The 18,806-nt window shown below is 71.8% G+C and carries 18 protein-coding genes and 1 pseudogene; 10 read left to right on the top strand and 9 right to left on the bottom strand.

What is annotated here, in order from left to right; genetic code table 11:
- Positions 1–19: 19 nt before the first annotated feature.
- On the top strand, positions 20–706 hold the full coding sequence (locus KKZ08_RS36495; protein ID WP_223778514.1) for a hypothetical protein: 687 nt from the start codon (positions 20–22) through the stop codon (positions 704–706).
- 62 nt (positions 707–768) lie between these two features.
- Positions 769–1,605, top strand: coding sequence for a hypothetical protein (locus KKZ08_RS36500; RefSeq protein ID WP_223778515.1), 837 nt, complete (start codon positions 769–771; stop codon positions 1,603–1,605).
- A gap of 51 nt (positions 1,606–1,656) precedes the next feature.
- Here the strand turns inward: KKZ08_RS36500 and KKZ08_RS36505 are convergent, their stop codons facing one another.
- Positions 1,657–2,403 (bottom strand): helix-turn-helix domain-containing protein, encoded by a 747-nt coding sequence (locus KKZ08_RS36505; RefSeq protein WP_223778516.1) that lies wholly within the window; start codon positions 2,401–2,403, stop codon positions 1,657–1,659.
- Between the two features lie 219 nt (positions 2,404–2,622).
- Here KKZ08_RS36505 and KKZ08_RS36510 point away from each other — a divergent pair, with 219 nt between their 5' ends.
- Both KKZ08_RS36510 and KKZ08_RS36515 read left to right on the top strand, forming a co-directional pair.
- The gene (locus tag KKZ08_RS36510) at positions 2,623–3,585 is read left to right on the top strand and encodes an ATP-binding cassette domain-containing protein (RefSeq protein ID WP_223778517.1); all 963 of its coding nucleotides are present in this window, start codon (positions 2,623–2,625) and stop codon (positions 3,583–3,585) included.
- On the top strand, positions 3,582–4,409 hold the full coding sequence (locus tag KKZ08_RS36515; protein WP_223778518.1) for an ABC transporter permease: 828 nt from the start codon (positions 3,582–3,584) through the stop codon (positions 4,407–4,409). Before KKZ08_RS36510 ends, KKZ08_RS36515 begins: the two co-directional genes overlap by 4 nt.
- Before the next feature lie 132 nt (positions 4,410–4,541).
- On the opposite strand, the gene KKZ08_RS36520 is transcribed toward KKZ08_RS36515, so the two are convergent.
- Both KKZ08_RS36520 and KKZ08_RS36525 read right to left on the bottom strand, forming a co-directional pair.
- The gene (locus tag KKZ08_RS36520; protein WP_223778519.1) at positions 4,542–6,326 is read right to left on the bottom strand and encodes an ABC transporter ATP-binding protein; all 1,785 of its coding nucleotides are present in this window, start codon (positions 6,324–6,326) and stop codon (positions 4,542–4,544) included.
- Between the two features lie 128 nt (positions 6,327–6,454).
- Positions 6,455–8,158, bottom strand: coding sequence for an ABC transporter ATP-binding protein (locus tag KKZ08_RS36525; protein ID WP_223778520.1), 1,704 nt, complete (start codon positions 8,156–8,158; stop codon positions 6,455–6,457).
- Positions 8,159–8,445: 287 nt separating this feature from the next.
- Here KKZ08_RS36525 and KKZ08_RS36530 point away from each other — a divergent pair, with 287 nt between their 5' ends.
- The 5 genes from KKZ08_RS36530 to KKZ08_RS36550 all read left to right on the top strand — a co-directional run bounded on the left by KKZ08_RS36530 (position 8,446) and on the right by KKZ08_RS36550 (position 13,749).
- On the top strand, positions 8,446–9,513 hold the full coding sequence (locus tag KKZ08_RS36530; RefSeq protein WP_223778521.1) for an iron chelate uptake ABC transporter family permease subunit: 1,068 nt from the start codon (positions 8,446–8,448) through the stop codon (positions 9,511–9,513).
- Positions 9,510–10,634 carry an iron chelate uptake ABC transporter family permease subunit gene (locus KKZ08_RS36535; protein ID WP_223778522.1) on the top strand — a complete coding sequence of 375 codons (1,125 nt, stop codon included), beginning with the start codon at positions 9,510–9,512 and terminating at the stop codon, positions 10,632–10,634. Before KKZ08_RS36530 ends, KKZ08_RS36535 begins: the two co-directional genes overlap by 4 nt.
- A complete protein-coding gene (locus tag KKZ08_RS36540) occupies positions 10,631–11,512 on the top strand; it encodes an ABC transporter ATP-binding protein (RefSeq protein WP_223778523.1) in 882 nt (293 codons plus the stop codon). The genes KKZ08_RS36535 and KKZ08_RS36540 overlap by 4 nt, the downstream gene beginning before the upstream one ends.
- A gap of 15 nt (positions 11,513–11,527) precedes the next feature.
- On the top strand, positions 11,528–13,117 hold the full coding sequence (locus tag KKZ08_RS36545; protein ID WP_223778524.1) for an amidohydrolase: 1,590 nt from the start codon (positions 11,528–11,530) through the stop codon (positions 13,115–13,117).
- A 98-nt stretch (positions 13,118–13,215) separates the two neighbouring features.
- A complete protein-coding gene (locus tag KKZ08_RS36550) occupies positions 13,216–13,749 on the top strand; it encodes a GNAT family N-acetyltransferase (protein ID WP_223778525.1) in 534 nt (177 codons plus the stop codon).
- Between the two features lie 128 nt (positions 13,750–13,877).
- Here the strand turns inward: KKZ08_RS36550 and argB are convergent, their stop codons facing one another.
- Together argB and KKZ08_RS36560 are read right to left on the bottom strand one after the other, a co-directional pair.
- Positions 13,878–14,729 carry an acetylglutamate kinase gene (argB, locus tag KKZ08_RS36555; RefSeq protein ID WP_223779337.1) on the bottom strand — a complete coding sequence of 284 codons (852 nt, stop codon included), beginning with the start codon at positions 14,727–14,729 and terminating at the stop codon, positions 13,878–13,880.
- Positions 14,730–14,946: 217 nt separating this feature from the next.
- On the bottom strand, positions 14,947–16,194 hold the full coding sequence (locus KKZ08_RS36560; RefSeq protein ID WP_223778526.1) for an erythromycin esterase family protein: 1,248 nt from the start codon (positions 16,192–16,194) through the stop codon (positions 14,947–14,949).
- Between the two features lie 58 nt (positions 16,195–16,252).
- Between KKZ08_RS36560 and KKZ08_RS36565 the strand changes: the two genes are divergently transcribed.
- Positions 16,253–16,981: a TioE family transcriptional regulator gene (locus tag KKZ08_RS36565; RefSeq protein ID WP_223778527.1), complete on the top strand. Its 729-nt coding sequence runs from the start codon at positions 16,253–16,255 to the stop codon at positions 16,979–16,981.
- Positions 16,982–16,993: 12 nt separating this feature from the next.
- On the opposite strand, the pseudogene KKZ08_RS36570 reads toward KKZ08_RS36565, so the two are convergent.
- The 4 genes and pseudogenes from KKZ08_RS36570 to KKZ08_RS36585 all read right to left on the bottom strand — a co-directional run.
- A pseudogene (locus KKZ08_RS36570) lies at positions 16,994–17,210 on the bottom strand (helix-turn-helix transcriptional regulator); the annotation flags it as partial.
- 77 nt (positions 17,211–17,287) lie between these two features.
- A complete protein-coding gene (locus KKZ08_RS36575; RefSeq protein ID WP_223778528.1) occupies positions 17,288–17,497 on the bottom strand; it encodes a hypothetical protein in 210 nt (69 codons plus the stop codon).
- Between the two features lie 124 nt (positions 17,498–17,621).
- A complete protein-coding gene (locus KKZ08_RS36580) occupies positions 17,622–17,957 on the bottom strand; it encodes a hypothetical protein (RefSeq protein WP_223778529.1) in 336 nt (111 codons plus the stop codon).
- 131 nt (positions 17,958–18,088) lie between these two features.
- On the bottom strand, positions 18,089–18,802 hold the full coding sequence (locus KKZ08_RS36585) for a class I SAM-dependent methyltransferase (RefSeq protein WP_223778530.1): 714 nt from the start codon (positions 18,800–18,802) through the stop codon (positions 18,089–18,091).
- Positions 18,803–18,806: the final 4 nt, after the last annotated feature.

Raw genomic sequence — 18,806 nt, forward strand, 5'->3', positions numbered from 1 at the left:
GCCCGCCTAGGGTCCTCGTATGCCCGACGAGACCGTGCTCAGCCCCGACACCATCCCCGACGCGCCCGAGCCCAGGGCCTCCTCGCGCGCCCTCGGCGCTCCGGGATGCGTCGGCGCCACGCTCGTCGGCGTACTCCTTCTCGTCGGCACGCTCGCATGGAGTTCATGGGCGTCGACGGACTTCCCGCGCGTCGCACCCGAGGAGATGGCGGACCGCGCCCTCCGGCGTTCCCAGGAGGCCTACACCGTCATGGGCTTCCAGCGCACCATAGACCCCGGAGTCGAGGACATCGGCGTCAGCACGGAGAACACGCTCGGCTCCGACTTCTGCCACGACGGGGGCCTGCTGGGACTTGCGGACGAGACCGTCGACGGCGCCTACGCGATGAGCCACAGGTGGGCACTCGACCACGTACCGGCGAGCCGGGCGGTCCCTGGCCTCCGGCGCCTCCACCGGTACCTCCAGGACGAGGGGTGGAACGTCACGTCCTACCGCGAAGGCGAGCGGGGCGGGTCCTGGGACCTGTTCGTCCAGCGGGACGACGGCGACGAGCGGATGTCCTTCACCTGGTACCCGGACCGCGAGTACTTCACCGGCGGTGCCACCGTGCCCTGCGCCTACGACCCGGAGTGGGAAACCGGCCAGGTCGGCCCTGCCGGGGACGACCAGCGGCCGCCCGCCTTCGGACCCGCGAGGCGGGGGTAGTGCGTGCGGGCGCGTCTTTCCAGGGCTGGCAAAATGGGTGACCCTGATTGAGGAGACGCACCATGACCGCCCGCCCCAGCCTTCTGTACGTGACCGATCTGGCCTACCAGGCCCGGGGGCGGCGCTACTGCGACGAGGACATCGTCCTGTCCTCTCGCCTTCGCGCGGACTTCGACATCGCGTTGTGCCACCCGCTCGACGCCGCGGCTTTGATGGATCGTTTCGACGCCGTCGTGGTCCGCAACAGTGGACCGGTGCTGCACTATCAGAAGGAGTACGACGCCTTCCGTGACCAGGCCGTGGCGCGCGATATCAGGGTCTACAACCCGCTGACCGGCCGGGCCGACATGGCGGGCAAGCAGTACCTGCTCGAGCTGACCGAAGCCGGATACCCGGTCATCCCCACCATCGATCGGGCCCAGGACCTGTACCGCCTGCCCGCGGCGGACCAGTACGTGGTCAAGCCGAAGGCCGGGGCGGACTCCATCGGCCTGGACTTCGTGTCCCGGGAGCAACTTGACGGCTTGGGATACGGCAACATCCTGGTCCAGCCGCGCATCGATTTCCGCTACGAGGTGTCCTTCTACTACATCGACGACACCTTCCAATACGCCCTCCACGCTCCCGACCCCAGTCGGCGCTGGGTCCTTGAGCCGTACTCGCCCACGCAAGCCGATCTGGTCTTCGCCGGGCGCTTCATCGACTGGAACACGCTCGACCACGGCATCCAGCGCGTGGACGCCTGCCGTACCCAGGAGGGTGACCTGCTCCTGGTCGAGCTGGAGGATCTCAACCCCTACCTGTCCCTCGAGCACGTCAGCGACCAGGCCCAGGACACCTTGGTCACCAGCATGACGGCTTCCCTCCACCGGTTCCTGGACGCCGCGACCCACGCCTGACCCCCTGCTCCACCTGCCGGTGATCCCGCCACCGGCCATGCCGGTCGTTGCTCAGTCGGTATCCGACGACTTCGGAGGGTGCGCGCGGTAGACCTTGTGCCAGTGCTGGGCCGACCGGACGAGGTCGTCGATGACGTGAAGGAGGAACTCGCTCGTGTTCTCCAGTCTGGCACCGGCGGGGGTGGTGGGGCCGAGCTTCCGGGCTGCGATCTTGCAGGCCTCGGCGATCCGGGTCTGGGCGCGTGCGCCGGCCATGATGGACTGGAACGCCACGTCGTCGTCGACGACGTAGCGTTCCGCGCGGCTGTGGGGGTCGCGTTCGCGTCTGATGAGTGCCTGGGTTTCCAGGTAACCGATGGCCTTGGAGACGGAGGCAGGGCTGACGCGCAGACGTTGCACGAGTTCCGCGGAGGTCAAGCTGCCGCTGTCGGTGGTGAAGAGCGCGGCGAGCACCCTGGCCATCATCTGTGGGAGCCCCGCCTGAACCATCAACTCCATGCTCTGCGCGTCCACATCGTCCACGAGTCGTGGATCGCGCCCGCCGAGGTCGTTCCGTCCTGGTGACGGTGACGGTGACGGTGTCGGCGGAGTGGTCTTGCGCTGACGCGTGTGTCGTGCGCCGGCCCGGTGGGCCGCCTCGGCGTGGTAGGCGAGCGGCCCGCCGTTGCGCATCACTTCGCGGGTGATGGTGGATGTCGGCCGCCCGATGCGGCGGCCGATGGCCGCGTAGGTCAACTCCCCGCGCAGCCCCGCGGCGATCTGCTGTCGGTCGTGGAGGGTGAGTCTGTCACCAGGCATCGCGTGTCCTCCGCTATCGGCGTCGGCGCCAGCTTAATGCAACGCAACGCCGTTGCATTAGTCGCCAAGGGCGAAGCAACGATTTCTCCGTCCTCACCTGCGGTCAAGCGAGTTGTATCGCATGAACGTGATTGACCGTCTTGTATATGCAACGTAACTTTCGCCGAGTTGTAAAGGCGTTCGTGCGGCGCCGGATCTCACCAACGGGAGTGAATGCGCATGGCTACAGATCCAGCCCGACTCGCGGTCGCGGCGACTGCCGTACGCAAGGCGTACGGCGACCACGTGGTGCTCGACGGCATCGACCTCGACATCCCCGCGGGATCCGTCTTCGCGTTGCTCGGCCCGAACGGCGCCGGCAAGACCACCGTGGTGAAGATCCTGTCGACGCTCATCAGCGCCGACGCCGGCGAAGTGCGGGTCGCCGGTCACGACGTGGTCCGGGATCCGGACGCGGTCCGTGCCGCGATCGGCGTCACCGGCCAGTTCTCGGCGGTGGACGGCTTCCTCACGGGCGAGGAGAACCTGATGTTGATGGCCGACCTGAACCGCCTGCCTCGCGGGGAACGGCGGCAGCGTGCCGCGGACTTGCTGGCGCGGTTCGATCTGGTGGACGCGGCCCGCAAGCCTGCGGCGATGTACTCCGGCGGGATGCGCCGACGCCTGGACCTCGCGATGACGCTGGTCGGCCGGCCCCGTGTGATCTTCCTCGATGAGCCGACCACGGGTCTTGACCCGCGCAGCAGGCGGACCATGTGGGAGATCGTCCGCAGGCTGGTGACCGAGGAGGGCGTCACGGTCTTCCTCACCACCCAGTACCTCGAGGAGGCCGACCAGCTCGCCGACCGAATCGCGGTCCTGCACCGGGGACAACTGGTCGCGGAAGGCTCGCCGGAGGAGCTCAAACGACAGGCGGGCGGGGGACACATCACCCTGCGCTTCGCCGACCCACGCGGTTACGACCACGCGGCCCGGATGCTGGACGTGGTGTCCCGCAACGACGAGACGTGCACCCTGCGGATCCCCGGCCAAGGTGATGTCCGGTCGTTGCGCGCGCTCCTCGACCGGCTCGACCGCGCGTCGCTCACCGTGCACGAACTCCAGGTGCACACCCCCGACCTCGATGACGTCTTCTTCGCACTGACGGGCAACCCGGTCACGGAACAGGAGCCCGCCCGATGAGCACCGCTTCCAGCAGCGTTTCCAGCAGCTCGTCCAGTTCTGTTTCCAACGCCTTTGCCGACTCGGCGACCATGTTGCGCCGCCAGTTGCGGCACATGCTGCGTTATCCGACGCTCATCCTGACGGCCGCCGGGGTTCCGGTGATCTTCCTGCTGCTGTTCGTCTACGTTCTCGGCGGCACCCTCGGCAGCGGCCTTGGCGGGGCTTCGGGCGGCCGGGACGCCTACGTGAACTACGTCGTCCCCGGCGTCATCCTGATGACGGTGGCGACCGCGGCCCAGGGCACGGCGATCTCGGTAGCCATCGACATGACCGAGGGCATCGTCGCCCGCTTCCGCACCATGGCCATCGCCCGGGTCTCGGTGCTCACCGGCCATGTGCTGGGCAGCCTGATCCAGACCCTGCTGAGCATCGCTGCCGTAACCGGCGTCGCGCTGCTGGTGGGATTCGAGCCGACCGCGGACTTCGGCGAATGGATCGGCGCGATCGGAGTCCTCGTGGTGGTCGTTCTCGCGCTCACCTGGCTGTCGGTCGCACTGGCCATGGTCGCCAAGAGCGTCGCCACGGCGAGCAACATGCTGACGCCGCTGATGATCCTGCCCATGATGGGCAGCGGGTTCGTCCCCACCGACTCGATGCCGGCTGGGCTGAAGTGGTTCGCCGATTACCAGCCGTTCACCCCGTTCATCGAAACCCTGCGCGGTCTGTTGATGGGCACCCCGATCGGCAACAGCGCGATCCTGGCCATCGGTTGGTGCACTCTGATCGCGCTGGGCAGTTACCTCTGGGCCAGGAAGGTCTACAATCGCGAGCCCACCAAGTAAGCGCCTTCGCGGCGTCAGCCGCGTCTACCGCATCCCGCCGAGCGGTCAGGCACTTGTGCCTGCGGGACAGCGGAATGGGGCTCGGCCCGGTGAGCGGGTCGAGCCCCTGTCGCGTCGGCGGAAGCCGTGTGCTCAGACCCCTTCGGGGGCCTCTCGGCGGCTGTCGGACCAGGCTGCCCACAGCGCGGCGTAACGGCCGCCGGCTGCTACGAGTTCGTCGTGGGTGCCGGTCTCCACCACGCGGCCCTGGTCGAGGACGACGACGCGGTCCGCGGTCGCGGCCTGGGGGAGGCGGTGCGCCACCATCAGGCCCGTGCGTCCCTCCAGCGCCCGTACGGCCGCCGTCTCCAGGACGCGTGCGCCCGCGCTGCCCGCGTCGGCCGTGGCCTCGTCGAGGATGGCGATGGGCGGGTCGGCCAGCACCAGGCGGGCCAGGGCCAGGTGCTGTGCCTGGGTCACCGTGAGCCGGTGTCCTCCCTCGCCGACGACCGTGGCGAGGCCCTCGGGCAGGGCCTCGGCCCACTCCAGCGCGCCCACATGGGTCAGGGCCGCGCGCAGTTCGTCGTCGGTGGCCTCGGGCCGGGCCAGGCGCAGGTCCTCCGCGAGCGGCCCGGCGAACACGTGCACCTCCTGGCTGATGAGCGCCACCGCCCGGCGCACCCCGGCAGGACCCAGCTCCCGGGTGTCGACGCCGCCCAGGGCGATGGCACCCTCGGACGGTTCGTGGACCCCGGCGATGAGCTTGGCGAGCGTGGTCTTCCCGGCGCCGCTCGCGCCCACCAGCGCCACGCGCTCCCCGCTGCGGATCTCCAGGTCGACATCGGCGAGCACGGGATGACCCGAGGCGTACGCGTGACCGAGCGCGGTCACCTTGACCGAGCCGTCCACCGGAGCGCTGCTGCCCTGCGGGGTGCGCTCGGCGGGGAGGTTCGAGACCCCGATCAGGCGGGCGAAGCTCGCGCCCGCGGACTGCGCGTCGTCGAGCAGGAAAAGCGCGGCGTTGACCGGGTTGAAGAGGCTGTGGAAGTACAGCGCGGCCGCGGTGGCCGTACCGATGCTCACCGAGCCGTTGTCGACCAGCGCGAAGCCGGTGCCGAGCACGGCGGCGAGACCGAGGTACTCGGCGAGGTTCAGCCGGGAGAAGAACCCGGTGACGATGTGGATGCCGCGCAGCGCCAGGTCACGCGCCGACGCCGACCGCTGCTCCAGGAGACCGGCGTGCGTGCCGTTCAGCCGGAAGGCGCGCACGGTCCGCACCCCGCCGATGCTGTCGAGCAGCTGGTGCTGCAAGGCCCCGGTGGCGACGCGGTGTTCGGCGTACACGGGGGAGGAACGGCCCAGGTACCAGCGTACGGAGAGCACCTGGACGGGCATGGCCACCAGCGCCGCAAGCAGGAACCGCCAGTCGAGGACGGCGAGTCCGCCGAGGGTCAGCACGATGGTGAGCGCGGAGCGGGTGAACTCCGGCAGCGCCTGGCGCACCGACTTGGCGATCATGGAGACGTCGCTGGTGACCCGCGAGACCAGGTCGCCCGAGCCGGCGGCCTCGACGCGTTCGAGCGGCAGCCGCAGCGCCCGCTCGATGAACTGCTCGCGCACGGCGGCCAGAACGGTCTCGCCGAGCCGGGCCACCAGGGCGCTGCCGACGGCCGTCGCGGCGCCGCGGACGAGTGCCACCACGACCAGCAGGACGAGCGGCACCGTCAGCGCGTCGGAGCCGCGCTTGTCCACCACCAGGTCGACGATGTGCCCGAGCAGGGGAGCGGTCAGCAGGCCGATCCCGGTGCCCGCGGCCAGGACGACGAAGGCGCCCGCGGCCAGGAGCCGGTGGCCGCGCAGCATGGTGCGCAGCGCGGCCAGGCTCTCGGCGGCGGAGGCGGTCGGCAGAAGCACGCGGTCGGTGCTGTTGGCGGTCATGGTGTCGGCTGTCTCTTCTGTCCCTGCCGGATTCTGTGTCCCTGTCGGCTTCCCTGGTTCCGCCGGCTCTGTCCCTGCCGGCTTCCCCGGCTCCGCCGGATTCTGTGTCTCGCTCGCGTACGCGGATGTCATGCGAGCACCGCCGCTCGGTACGCCTCGTCGGCGGCGACGAGTTCGGCGTGCCGGCCCTCGGCCGACACGGCGCCCTCGTCGAGGACGATCACGCGGTCGGTGACCGCGAGGAGCGCCGGGCTCGTGGTGATGAGAAGGGTGGTGCGGCCCCGGCGGGCGTCACGCAGCCGGGCGGCGATCCGCGACTCCGTGACGGTGTCCACGGCGGTGGTCGGGTCGTGCAGGACCAGGACGGGCCGGTCGGCGGCGAGCGCGCGGGCGAGCGCCACGCGCTGGCGCTGTCCGCCGGACAGCGACCGGCCGCGCTCGGCGAGCACCGTGTCCGCGCCGTCGGGCAGCAGCCGGGCCACCTCGTCCGCCGCGGAGGCGGTGAGGGCGGTGTCGACCGCCGAGGCTCCGGTCTTGTCGTCCGTGCCCGCCCGCACGTTGTCCAAAAGGCTGCTCTCGAACAGATCGGCGTCGTGGTGGGCGACCAGGACGGCGCGGCGCAGCCCGTCCGGGTCGAGTGCGGTCAGGGGTACGTCGTCGAGCTCGACGATGCCGTCGGCCGGGTCGGACTCCCTGGCCAGGCAGTGCAGCAGGTCGTTGGCCACGGCCGGGTCCTTGGTGACGATGCCGGTCAGGCTGCCCGCCGGGATGTCGAGGTCCACCGCGCGCAGCGTGCCGAGCGTCACCCCGCGCAGCCGGATGTGCCCCGCGGCCCGGTCGGACGGCGTGTCCTCGCCGCCCTCCACGGCGGCGGGCTCGGCCAGTACCTCGGCGATCCGCCGCGCGGAGGCGCGGCCCTGGGCGAACTCGGCGTTGACGTAGGTGAGGAGCTGGAAAGGGCCGAGCAGGAACTGCGCGAGGCCGACCGCCGCCACCAGTTCGCCGACGCTGATGCTGCCGCGCATGGCGAGGTAGGCGCCCACGACACCGATGACCGCGATGAAGACACCGGTCAGGGCGAGGACGGCGCCCTCGTGGCCGGACCGGCTGCGGGCGGCCCTGAGCGCGGCGGCCAGGGAGTCCTGGCTCGTCGTGCGGTACCGGGCCACGGCGGCCGACTCGGCGCCCATGCCCTTGAGGACCCGCAGCCCCGAGACCAGGTCGGCGGCGACGCCGGAGGCGTGCGCGGCCTGCTCCTGCTCGGTCTCGCTGCGGCGCTCCAGCGGCCGGCTGATGCGGTGCCCGAGCCACAGCAGGGGCGGGATGCCGAGCAGGACGAGCAGACCGAGCGGGACGGAGATCCTGAGCAGCGCCACCGCGCTGATGACCAGGGCGGCGACCGCCGCCACGCCGTAGGTGAGGACCGTCGCCACGGATCCCACCCGGCGGGCGTCGTTGGTGGCGATGCTGGTGAGCGCGCCCGGCAGCCGGTTGGCGTCGGAGCCGCCGCGCGGGTCGAGGACCCGGGCGCCGAGTTCGAGCCGCAGCTCGTGCGCGGCCTGTTCGCCCGCGCCCTCGGTGATCCGCGCGCTGTTGCGGTAGCACGTGGACAGCACGAAGAAGAGGACCGCGAGCACGAGGAGCCAGCGCAGCAGGGCCCCGGAGTCGCCGGTCGCCACGGCCGTGTCGATGGCGACGCCGATGACCACGGGGACCAGGGCCTCGCATCCCTGATGGGTCATGCCGAGCAGGGAGGCGGCGACGATACGGCGTCGTTGCCCCCTGATCGCCCTGCGGAGGACGTGCCCCCCGGTTGGTGCTCCAGCTGGCATGCGGCCCTCCGCGACGATGTTCATATGGGTTAGGTAAGGCTACTCTAAACAGGTGGTGCCCTTCTGTCGCCACCTCGCGTCCTCGACCTCGCGTCCCAGTCTCGCGTCCCCGGCCTCGTGTCCCCGATCTCGCGTCCCTATCGTGACCGCGGGTCCATCTCGCGGTGAAGACCCGCGCGTTGACCGGGCCGGATGCGTTCGGTTAGGCTCACCTAAGTCTCAACTTGCCGTGCGCGCCGCGCCTTCACGCGGTACGACGCCCGAACTGCCGCCAGGGGGAGTTGTCGTTGTCGGTCGAAACCCGGGCGGTGTCCGAAGGCCGAGCCGCCGTCGCGGCCCCACCCGGAGCGGGCCGGACCGTGAACGCCCTGCGGGGCGTGGGCCTGCTCGTGGCGCTCGGCGCCCTGGTCCTTGTCGCGTTGCTCAGCATTTGGGTGGGTACGAGGGGAATTCCCTTCACCGCGACCTGGAGCGCGCTCTGGAACCCCGACGGGTCGGAGACGTCGATCATCATCCACGACTACCGCATCCCCAGAACGCTCCTGGGGCTCCTCGTCGGCATGGCACTCGGCCTCTCCGGAGCGCTGATGCAGGCGCTGACCCGCAACCCGCTCGCCGACCCCGGCCTGCTCGGGATCAGCCTGGGAAGCGCCGCCGGAGTCGTGGTGGCCATCGCCTTCCTCGGCGTGGGCTCGGTGCTCGGCTATGTGTGGTTCGCCTTCATCGGCGCCGCCGTCGCCTCGGTCATCGTCTATCTGCTGGGCACTTCGGGACGCAAGGTGGCCACCCCCGACCGATTGGTCGTCGCGGGCGCGGCCGTCACCGCGGTCCTGTACGCCTTCAACTCCGCGGTGCTGCTGCTCGACCCCGAGGCCTTCGACCAGTTCCGCTTCTGGAACGTGGGCTCGCTCTCGGGCCGGTACTTCGAAGTCGTCTACGCCATCCTCCCCTTCGTCGCCGTCGGCCTGCTGATCGCGCTCTGCCTCGCCCCGTCCCTCAACGCCCTGGCGATGGGCGACCAACTGGGCCGGGCCCTCGGGCTGAACGTCGGCAGGACCCGGCTGCTCGGCGCCCTCGCGGTCATGCTGCTGTGCGGCGCCGCCACCGCGGCGGCGGGACCGATCGGTTTCGTCGGCCTCGCCGTTCCCCACGTCGCCCGGTTCATCGTCGGCCCCGACCAGCGCTGGGTCCTCGCGTACTCGATGCTGCTCGCGCCGGTCCTGCTGATCGGGTCGGACGTGCTCGGCCGGGTGCTCGGCTCGCCGGGCGAGGTCCAGGTGGGCATCATCACCGCGTTCATCGGCGCACCGCTGTTCATCGCGCTGTGCCGTCGTCGAAAGCTGGCCATGCTGTGAGTGCTGTACGCGAGGCGGGCGCTCCCGCAGACGAGAAGTCCCCGGAAGCGGGCGGCAAGAGCGCCGGGCGGCCGCGTCCGGTCATCAGCGGAACGGTGCTCCGCGCCGGGCGCAGAGGCCCCTCCGTACGGGTCCAGGGGCGGGTCCTCGCCGTGACGTGCGTGATGCTCGCCGCGCTGATCACCGTCATGCTCGTCACGCTGACCACCGGCGACTTCGAACTGTCCGTCGGGGAAGTCCTCAAGGCCGTGACGGGCAACGGCTCGCCCGGCGCCGACTTCATCGTCAACACCCTGCGCATGCCCCGCCTCCTGACCGCGCTCTGCGTCGGCGCGGCCCTCGCGGTCAGCGGCGCCATCCTGCAGAGCCTGACGGGCAACTCCCTGGGCAGCCCGGACATCATCGGCTTCACCAACGGCTCGGCCGTCGGCGCGCTCGTCGTCATCACCGTGCTGCACGGCAGCATGGCGCAGATCGCGTTCGGCGCGCTGATCGGCGGGTTCCTCACCGCCGGCGCCATCTACCTGCTCCTGCTCGGCCGAGGACTCCAGGGCTTCCGGCTGGTCGTCGTCGGCATCGGCGTCAGCTCCCTGCTGCTCTCCGTCAACTCGTACCTCATCACCCGGGCGACCTGGCAGGAGGCCCTGGAGGCTCAGGCCTGGCTGATCGGGAGCCTCAACAGCCGTGGCTGGCAGCACGCGAACGCCATCGGTCTGGCGGTGCTCGTCCTGCTCCCGCTCGCCTTCCTGCTCTCCCGCCGCCTGTCCATGGTGGAGATGGGCGACGTCACCGCCATGGCCCTCGGGGTCAACGTGCCGCGCACGCGCACGGCACTGCTCGTCATCAGCGTCGCGCTCGCCGCCTTCGCCACGGCGGTCACCGGCCCCATCTGGTTCATCGCCCTGGCGGCGCCGCAGCTGGCCCGCCGGCTGACCAGGTCCTCCGGGCCCTCGCTGCTGCCCGCCGCCCTGATGGGCGCGCTGCTGCTGGCCGGCAGCGACCTCTTCGCCCAGCGGGTCTTCGCCCCCACGCTGCTGCCGGTGGGTACGGCGACCGGCACCATCGGCGGGCTCTACCTCATCTGGCTGCTGATCACCGAGTCGCGAAAGAGCCGCGCATGACTGCAACGACCAAGCCCACGCCCCGGCCCACGCCTCGCCTGCGGGCCGAGGACCTCACGCTCTCCTACGACCAGCGGACCGTGGCCACCTCGCTGGGCGTCGACATACCCGACCACTCCTTCACCGTGATCATCGGGCCGAACGCCTGTGGCAAGTCCACGCTCCTCAAGGCCCTCGCGCGGATGCTCAAGCCCCGCTCCGGCCAGGTCTATCTCGACGGCGCGGCCATCGCCTCGTACCGCTCGCGCGAGGTCGCACGCCGCCTCGGGCTGCTCCCGCAGTCCTCGACCGCGCCCGGCGGCATCACGGTCGGCGACCTCGTCGCCCGCGGCCGCTACCCGCACCAGCGCCTCCTCAAGCAGTGGTCCGCCGAGGACGAGGCGGCCGTCACCGAGGCGCTGCGCCAGACCGGCGTACTCGAACTCGCCGACCGCCCCGTCGACGACCTCTCCGGCGGGCAGCGCCAGCGCGTGTGGCTCTCCATGGTCCTCGCCCAGCAGACGTCCATCCTGCTCCTCGACGAACCCACCACCTACCTCGACATCGCCCACCAGGTCGAGGTCCTCGACCTCTGCGCCGACCTGCACGCCCGCAAGAAGAACACGGTCGTCGCGGTCCTGCACGACCTCAACCAGGCCTGCCGCTACGCCACTCACCTCATCGTGATGCGGGCCGGCGGCACGGTCGCCGCCGAGGGCGACCCGGCCACCGTCGTGACCGCCGACCTCATCGAGGACGTGTTCGGGCTGCCCTGCCGCATCATCGACGACCCCGAGACCGGCACCCCGCTGGTGGTGCCCGCAGCGCCCCGCCGCCACCTGCCCGATGACCCCCGGGACGACGTGCCCGCCGTCGCCGCGATGGCCGAGACCAGCTAGGACGGACCGCCCCCGATGCTCTCCACGCGCCTGACGAACGCCCGCTTCCGTACCATGGATCCGGCCCACCCCGTCGCCCATGACGTGGGGATCTGGCGGGGGAGGATCGTGGGCCTCGACGACGCGGTCACCTCGCTGCCCGCCCGCGAGGTCGTCGACCTCCAAGGCGCCACGGTGCTGCCCGGGTTCATCGACAGCCACGTCCATCTCGTGTGGACGGGACTGAAGGCGGGTACGCCGAGTGTGGCGCCCTGCGAACGGGTCGAGGACGTGCTCGCGGTCGTGGCCCGCGCCGTCTCGCGGCAGTCGTCGCCGGACGCCTGGGTATCCCTCGTCGGGTACGACCAGCGGGCGCTGGGACGGCATCTGACCGCCGCCGAGCTGGACCGGGTCGGCCAGGGACGCAGAATCTTCCTGCTGCACGACTCCGGACACGGATGCGTGGTCAACAGCGCGGTCCTGGACCTGCTCCCCGCCGACGTGCCCCACGAGAACGGCTTCCTCGCCGAGGGCGCCATGGGTGCCGCACGCGCGCTCCGCCCGCCGCACACGCAGCAGGAACTCGCGGACGCCATCGCGCACGCCGCCCGGGCCTGCCGCGCGGAGGGCGTGACGGCCTGCGCCGAAGCGGGCATCGGCGGCTCCCTGTTCGGCCACAGCCCGGCCGAGCTCGCGGCCTACCAACTGGCGAGGGAGCAGGGCCGACTTCCGCTGCGCGTCCAGCTCATGGTGGCCGCGGACGCCCTGCACCCCGTCGCACTGCCCGACGCCGACCACACCCCCCGCGCCCTCGACCTCGGTCTGCGCACCGGCTTCGGCGACGGCTGGCTCTCCATCGGCGCACTCAAGGTCTACACCGACGGCGGCATGATGGCGCGCACCGCCGCGCTCACCGCCCCCTACCACGGCTACGACGACACGGACCACGGCACGGGCCACACAGGGCAGTTGCAGGACGACCCGCAGGCGCTCGCTGACACCATCGTGGCCGGCCACCTCGCCGGGTGGCAGCTGGCCGTCCACGCGATCGGCGACCGCGCCGCCGACGTCGCCCTCGACGCGCTGGAACGGGCCCAGCGGACCCACCCGCGCCCCGCCGCGCGCCACCGGATCGAACACGCCGGGCTGATCCGCCCCGACCAGCTCGCCCGCTTCGCCCGGCTCGGCGTGAGCGCCGTGGTGCAGCCGAACTTCCTGCGGTACTTCGGCGACGACTACGCCGCGATCATGGGCGAGGACCGGGCCCCTTGGCTCTACCGTGGCCAGGGGTTCCTGGACCACGGCGTCACCCTGGTGGGCAGCTCCGACCGGCCCGTCACGGACGGATCGCCGCTGCGGGCCGTCCAGTTCATGGTCGAGCGCGCCTCGGAGTCGGGACAGGTGATCGGCCCCGACGAGGGCATCACCGTCGACGAGGCCCTGCGCGCGTACACCGTCGGCGGCGCCTTCGCCTGTCACTGGGACGACGGCGCGGGCACCCTCGCTCCCGGCAAGCGAGCGGACCTGGTCGTGCTGGGTGACGACCCGCAGAGCGTCAGTACGTCACGCATCGGCGACATCGAGGTCGTGGCGACATACGTCGACGGCCGCGCTGAAATCTCCTGAATTCCTCTGGTTTGACGGTGGCTCAGGTGCCCCCGACTGGCTTTTGAGGGTTCACTTAGGGCAGGCTAACCTTAGTTGATCTGGAGGAAGGGAACCTGTTGTCCACGGCTGCCCCACGCCTCGGCGCACCGTCGCCGTGCGCCGCCCCGCCCGCCCCGCTCGCCCCGCTCGCCGTGCGTTCCGCGCGCTCTGGAGACGCCGTCGCCCTTGAGGCGCTGTCCCGGCCGTTCGTCCGCTCGGGAGCGCTGCGTCGACGCCCCTTGTCGCTCTACGCCTCCGACGCGACCGACTTCCTGGTCGTCGAGGCCTACGACGGCACCCTCGACGGCTGTCTGGGGGTGAGCGTCCATCCCGCCGACCCGGACGAGGGCCGCGGGCCGGCCGGCGTCCTCTACAACTTCTGCGTAGCGCCGCGCAGTCAGGGGCGAGGCGTGGGTGTCGCCCTGCTGCGCGCGGCGCTGACCGAGGCCGACGCCCGGTCGTTGTGCGCCCTGTTCACCGCGACGACCGGCGGGGGAGAGCTCTTCCTCCGGCACGGCTTCGCGCCGACCGCGGCGGAACTGGCGCCGCGCGCCTGGGCCGACTCGCTGGACCCCGCCCGCAATTCACGGGTCCTCGCCCGAACCCTCTGACCGCCTCGCGGTGAAGGCGAAGGCGAAGGCGGAGGTGAAGGCAGAGGCGAAGGGCGCCTGTTTGTGAACCCCGGCCCGGAAGCCGGAGTTGTTCACATACAGGCGCCCTTCAGTGCGTCTGTCGCCGGTCAGGCGCCGCCCTGTTCCCGCTCCGGAACCACGACCGTGCCGTGGCGGACACCGGAGAAGACCCTCCGCGACACGGCGTGCGGAACCCGGCCGTCGAGTACGTGCGCCATGCGTACGCCCGCCCGGGCGGCCCGCAGGCACGCCTCCATCTTGGGCAGCATTCCGCTCGCCAGCTCGGGCAGGAGCTTCTCCAGCTCGTGCGCCGTCAGGTGCTCGATCACCTCGGTGCTGTGCGGCCAATTCGCGTACAGGCCCTCGACGTCGGTGAGCATCACCAGCTTCTCGGCGTCGAGTGCCACCGCGAGCGCGGACGCCGCGAGGTCGGCGTTGATGTTGTAGACCTGTCCGTCCGCCCCCCGGGCGATGGGGGAGATCACCGGGATGCGGCCCTGGTCGAGGAGGGCGGTCAGGGTGTCGGCGTTCACGTCGACGATGTCGCCGACGAGCCCGATGTCCACGGGCTCGCCGTCCACCCAGGCGGCACGTCGCACGGCGGTCATGGTGTGCGCGTCCTCGCCGGACATCCCCACGGCGTACGGCCCGTGACGGTTGATGAGCCCCACCAGCTCCCGCTGGACGCGGCCGGTCAGCACCATCCGGGCCACGTCCATGACCTCGGGAGTGGTCACCCGCAGCCCCGCCTCGAAGCGGACCTCCAGGTCGAGCCGGTCCAGCAGGGCGCTGATCTGCGGACCGCCGCCGTGCACGACGACCGGGCGCAGGCCCGCGCGCAACAGCTCCACCACGTCCCGGGCGAACGTCCGCTTGAGCTCGTCGTCCACCATGGCGTTGCCGCCGAACTTGATCACCACCGTGCTGCCCCGGAACTCCTGGAGCCGGGGCGCCCGCAGAGCCTCCCCGCTGTCGGTGGAGGGGGTGAAGGGGGCGGCGAAAGTGTCGGGGGCAGGCAGGGAGGGCGTCGTCCTTCGCTCCTGTTCGCTGCCCGGGCCATGGCCGGGCGGAACCGTGACAGGGCGAGGTGTTCGAAGGGCATCGGTCACTTAGCTGAGCCTAACCTAAGCGGATGACGGGTGGAAAGGCGCGGCTCCAGAAGTGCGGCGGCCGGACTCACCTTCCGGGGCCGACGTCCTTGACGAACACGAGGCCGTCACTGCCCGCCAGGTGCGCCGGGTCGAGCGCGGCGTAGCCGAACCACGGGGACACGCGCGGCGTTGGCGGCACGTCGCCGAGGGCGGCGGCCAGCCGCCGGGCGTCGATGACGCAGCGCTCCTCCGGGAGCGCGTACAGGAGCCCTTCGACGGTGTCCGGCGGCGGCACGTCCACACCCCGGTGCCGGATCGTCCCGAGCGCGGTGGCCACGAAGGCGTACTCGTCGCCGAGCCGGGCGCTCGCCAGCGCACCGGCGCTCCACCACTCCACCGGCCCCTGCCACATGCGCATCGTGCTCTTCTCCCGCTGGAGATGGGAGTTCTGGGCATGGACGAGCGCCGGGCCGCGGGCCGCGACGGCGAGGAGGTTGTGCGCCATCATCTGGTCCCGCGCGCTCACCAGCCGGGTCATGCGGGCCGGTGAGGTGTCCGCCATCCAGTGGTGGTAGCGCAGCAGGCCGGTCGCGGTGCGTCCGTACAGGCACGCCCGTTCCCAGTCGTCCCGGGTGGACGCCGCGAGGAGGTGCGGTGTCTGCGCGTCGGCAAGCGCCTCCAGATCGTCGGCGAGCAGCCGCAGTTGGCGTGCCTCGGCCGACCGTCCGACGGAACGGGCCGGATCCCGCATCGCCGCCGGGTCGGTCCACCGGTCGTCGGCGCCGAGCAGACGGTCGAGCGTCTCCACGGTGCAGGGCAGCAGGTCCGGGTCCACCCGGTCGGAGAGGTAGCCGTGCAGCGCCATGAGGGCCTCCCGGGGGCTCGCGGCACCGGTGATCTCCAGCGGGCCGTCGAAGCCGGCGAAGCGGAGCCGGTCCGACGCGGGCCGGCCGTCGTTGAACTCCCGCATCCAGCGCACGAGTTCGCGGTTGCCCGCGAACTCGCCCCAGCCGTGGCTCATCCCGCGCTCCATGACCTCGTCCAGGGTCCCGGCGCCCGAGGTGACGTACTCGTCCACGATCAGGCCCCGCACGCAGTCGCTCTCGATCGCGATCGTCCGGTAGCCCTCCTCCTCGACGAGTTGCCGGAAGAGTTCGTTGCGCAGGTCGAGCAGGGTGTCCTCGCCGTGAGTGGGCTCACCCAGGGCGAGCAGCCGCGGCCGGGCCGGGAGCAGCCTCATGACGGCGGCGGCGTCGACGGCATGAACGGTGTCAGCGATGTCAGCGATATCAGCGATGTCAGCGATGTGAGCGGTCTCAGCGGTGTCAGCCATGACCTCAACGGTATCGTTGAACCTTCGGTTGAAACTTTTCGCGGCATCGGGCGAGGTCATGGGGAGAAACCTTCAAAACGGCGTGCGGCTCAGGCCGGTCGACCTGGCGCGCGGGCACGGCCTGTCCACGCAGGCGGTCAGGAACTACGAGGAGGCCGGCATCCTTCCGGCCGCCGACCGCACGGCCCACGGCTACCGCACCTACACGCCGCTGCACGCGGGGGCCCTGCGCGCGTTCCTCGCCCTGGTGCCCGGCCACGGCCACCGGACGGCCGCGTCGATCATGCGGGCCGTGAACGAGGGAGCGGCCGACGAGGCGTTCCGCCTCATCGACGAGAGCCACGCCCAACTCCTCGAAGACCGCAGGACCCTACGAGCCGTGGAGAGCGCCCTGCGCGATCTGGACCCCGCCACCGTCTCCGAACCGGCGCTGTCCGCGCCCGGCGGCACGTTCATCGGGCCGCTGGCCGGGAGACTCGGCATCCGGCCCGCGACGCTGCGCGCATGGGAGCGCGCCGGGCTGGTGCGCCCGAGCCGTGACGCCCGGACCGGCTACCGCGTCTACGACGAGGCCGACGTACGAGACGCCCGCCTCGCCCACCAGCTCAGGCGGGGCGGCTACCTCCTGGAGCAGATCGCCCCGCTGATCGCCCAAGTGCGGGCGGCCGGCGGCCTGGAGCCGCTGGAGACCGCCCTGCGCGACTGGCACGGCAGGCTCTCCGCCCGCGCGCGGGCGATGCTGACGGGGGCCGCGGAGCTGGAGGCGTACCTCCGCGAACGCGGCTGAGCCCCGGGGCGTGCGGTCGTGGGCATGCAGTTTCGTCATGGTCCGCTGGATGTGGCTGCGTACGGTCAACGGGCTGAGGACGAGGTGGTCGGCGATGTCGGCGTTGGACCTGCCGTGGGCGGCCAGCGCCATGACTTCGCGTTCCCGTTCGGTGAGGGTGGCGAGGCGTTCGGGCGGGGCGTCGTCGTTCGGGCGTGGCCAGGAAACGGGTGATGAGCGCCCGTGTCGCTTACGACACTGGCCACTTGCGGGCTTCGGCGGCCTTCGCGACGAAGCCGTCGATGGCGGCGCGATGGTCGGCGGCCGTCACCTTCTGGCCGTCGGGGCGATGAACACGATCCGTGCGGTGGCGCCGTCGGTGTCCGGCCCGGGGAAGCGGTCCCCGATCAGGTCGAAGGCCTTCTGCGCCTCGATGCCGGGCATGAAGGAGGCGCCGTCGTCACCGTCGGCGGGCGCCTTGGCCGCACCGGCGCCGGCGGCCGCGCGAAGGTAGCCACGTGTCTGGGATCTCCGCACCCGATCTCGGGAACGGAGCAAGACTCGCGGCCGACGCGCCTGCGGGCGTCGCCTCCTCCATGGGGAGGAGGAGCGTACGGGCCCTCCGCGGCCGGCGGCGCCACGGCTGGGTGAGGCGAGCGTGTCAGGCGTGGCCGCCGATCCTCAATTCGACCTCGCCGTCCACCCACGTGAACTCCCTTACGAACCAGGCGCGTTCGCCGATACGGGTGCCCGCGCCGGTGGTGTAGGGCGGCACGGCGAGCACGGGGCCATCCGGCCCGCCGGTGCGCAGTTCGGCGGCGGCGGCCGCGTCGTCGGAGAAGCGCAGGTCCACGCCGATGGACCAGGGGGCGGCGGTGAACGCGTGCGGGTCGGGCAGCCCCTGGAGGCGGCAGCGGGCGCCCGGGAACAGGTGCGTGTGAGCGCACAGCGCCGGGAAGGTGTTCGCTTCGGTCGGTCCGGTGGCGGGCTGGGGCATGAGGGCTCCGGAAGTGCGGCTGCGGTGGGCCCTGCCCAGTCTGGCGGCGGGAGGCCCGGCCGTGGTCTGCCACGGCCGGGCCGGTCGCCGTCACCCGGTCGGAGCCGGGCGGCGGGGTGAGGGGGGCCGGGTCAACGCCGACGACGCGCCGCGATGACGTTGTCGTCCAGGGTGGCGGTCTCCCCGCCGGGTCCGGTCGCCTCCCGGCAGCGGGGCTCCGCGATCTCGACCGTCCACTCGCCTTCCGCCAGGGCGAGCCCGGCCAGCGTCTCGGCGGCGGTCGGCAGCTCCACGTCCGGATGGGCCGCGCGGCCCCACGGTGGAACCGAGGCGTGCTCGACGACAAGCAGCAGGCCGCCGGGGGCGACCGCCTCGGCGGCCTGCCGCAGCACTCGTTGCCGGGGGAAGGCGAGGGGCGACTGGAGGAACTGGGCCGAGACCAGGTCGAAGCGGCCCGTCGGGAACGACACGCTCAGATCGTGGTGCTCGGTGCGGATCCGCTTCTCCAGCCCGGCGGCGGCCGCCTCGGCCCGCACGCCCGCCAGCGCGGTGGGTGAGATGTCGACGGCGGTCACGGTCCAGCCCCGCCCCGCCAGCCACAGGGTGTCACCGCCGGGGCCGCACCCCAGATCGAGGGCGCTGCCGGTCGGCAGGCCGGCGACGAGTTCGGCGAACACGGCGTTGGGCCGGCCGCGGCCGGGCTGCGTACCGCCGCGGTACCGCTTGTCCCAGAACCGCTGGGCGTCTTCGGACGGCTCGGCGTCGCGCGGGTTAGCGGCCGGCGGCCGGACGGCGACGCCGCTGCCGGCCCTGGGCGTGGAGTCAGAGCTTCCTGAGGTGGTCATGCGC

Origin of the sequence: Streptomyces sp. 135 (assembly GCF_020026305.1) — a bacterium.
In the GTDB taxonomy this organism is placed as follows: Bacteria; Actinomycetota; Actinomycetes; order Streptomycetales; family Streptomycetaceae; genus Streptomyces.

Bases quoted from the DNA above. Each gene is read 5' to 3' on its own strand.
- KKZ08_RS36560 (WP_223778526.1), bottom strand. From the start codon at position 16,194: ATGGCTGACACCGCTGAGACCGCTCACATCGCTGACATCGCTGATATC.
- KKZ08_RS36545 (WP_223778524.1), top strand. From the start codon at position 11,528: ATGCTCTCCACGCGCCTGACGAACGCCCGCTTCCGTACCATGGATCCG.
- KKZ08_RS36520 (WP_223778519.1), bottom strand. From the start codon at position 6,326: ATGACCGCCAACAGCACCGACCGCGTGCTTCTGCCGACCGCCTCCGCC.
- KKZ08_RS36500 (WP_223778515.1), top strand. From the start codon at position 769: ATGACCGCCCGCCCCAGCCTTCTGTACGTGACCGATCTGGCCTACCAG.
- KKZ08_RS36525 (WP_223778520.1), bottom strand. From the start codon at position 8,158: ATGCCAGCTGGAGCACCAACCGGGGGGCACGTCCTCCGCAGGGCGATC.
- KKZ08_RS36505 (WP_223778516.1), bottom strand. From the start codon at position 2,403: ATGCCTGGTGACAGACTCACCCTCCACGACCGACAGCAGATCGCCGCG.
- KKZ08_RS36585 (WP_223778530.1), bottom strand. From the start codon at position 18,802: ATGACCACCTCAGGAAGCTCTGACTCCACGCCCAGGGCCGGCAGCGGC.
- KKZ08_RS36515 (WP_223778518.1), top strand. From the start codon at position 3,582: ATGAGCACCGCTTCCAGCAGCGTTTCCAGCAGCTCGTCCAGTTCTGTT.
- KKZ08_RS36540 (WP_223778523.1), top strand. From the start codon at position 10,631: ATGACTGCAACGACCAAGCCCACGCCCCGGCCCACGCCTCGCCTGCGG.
- KKZ08_RS36580 (WP_223778529.1), bottom strand. From the start codon at position 17,957: ATGCCCCAGCCCGCCACCGGACCGACCGAAGCGAACACCTTCCCGGCG.
- KKZ08_RS36495 (WP_223778514.1), top strand. From the start codon at position 20: ATGCCCGACGAGACCGTGCTCAGCCCCGACACCATCCCCGACGCGCCC.
- KKZ08_RS36565 (WP_223778527.1), top strand. From the start codon at position 16,253: ATGGGGAGAAACCTTCAAAACGGCGTGCGGCTCAGGCCGGTCGACCTG.
- KKZ08_RS36510 (WP_223778517.1), top strand. From the start codon at position 2,623: ATGGCTACAGATCCAGCCCGACTCGCGGTCGCGGCGACTGCCGTACGC.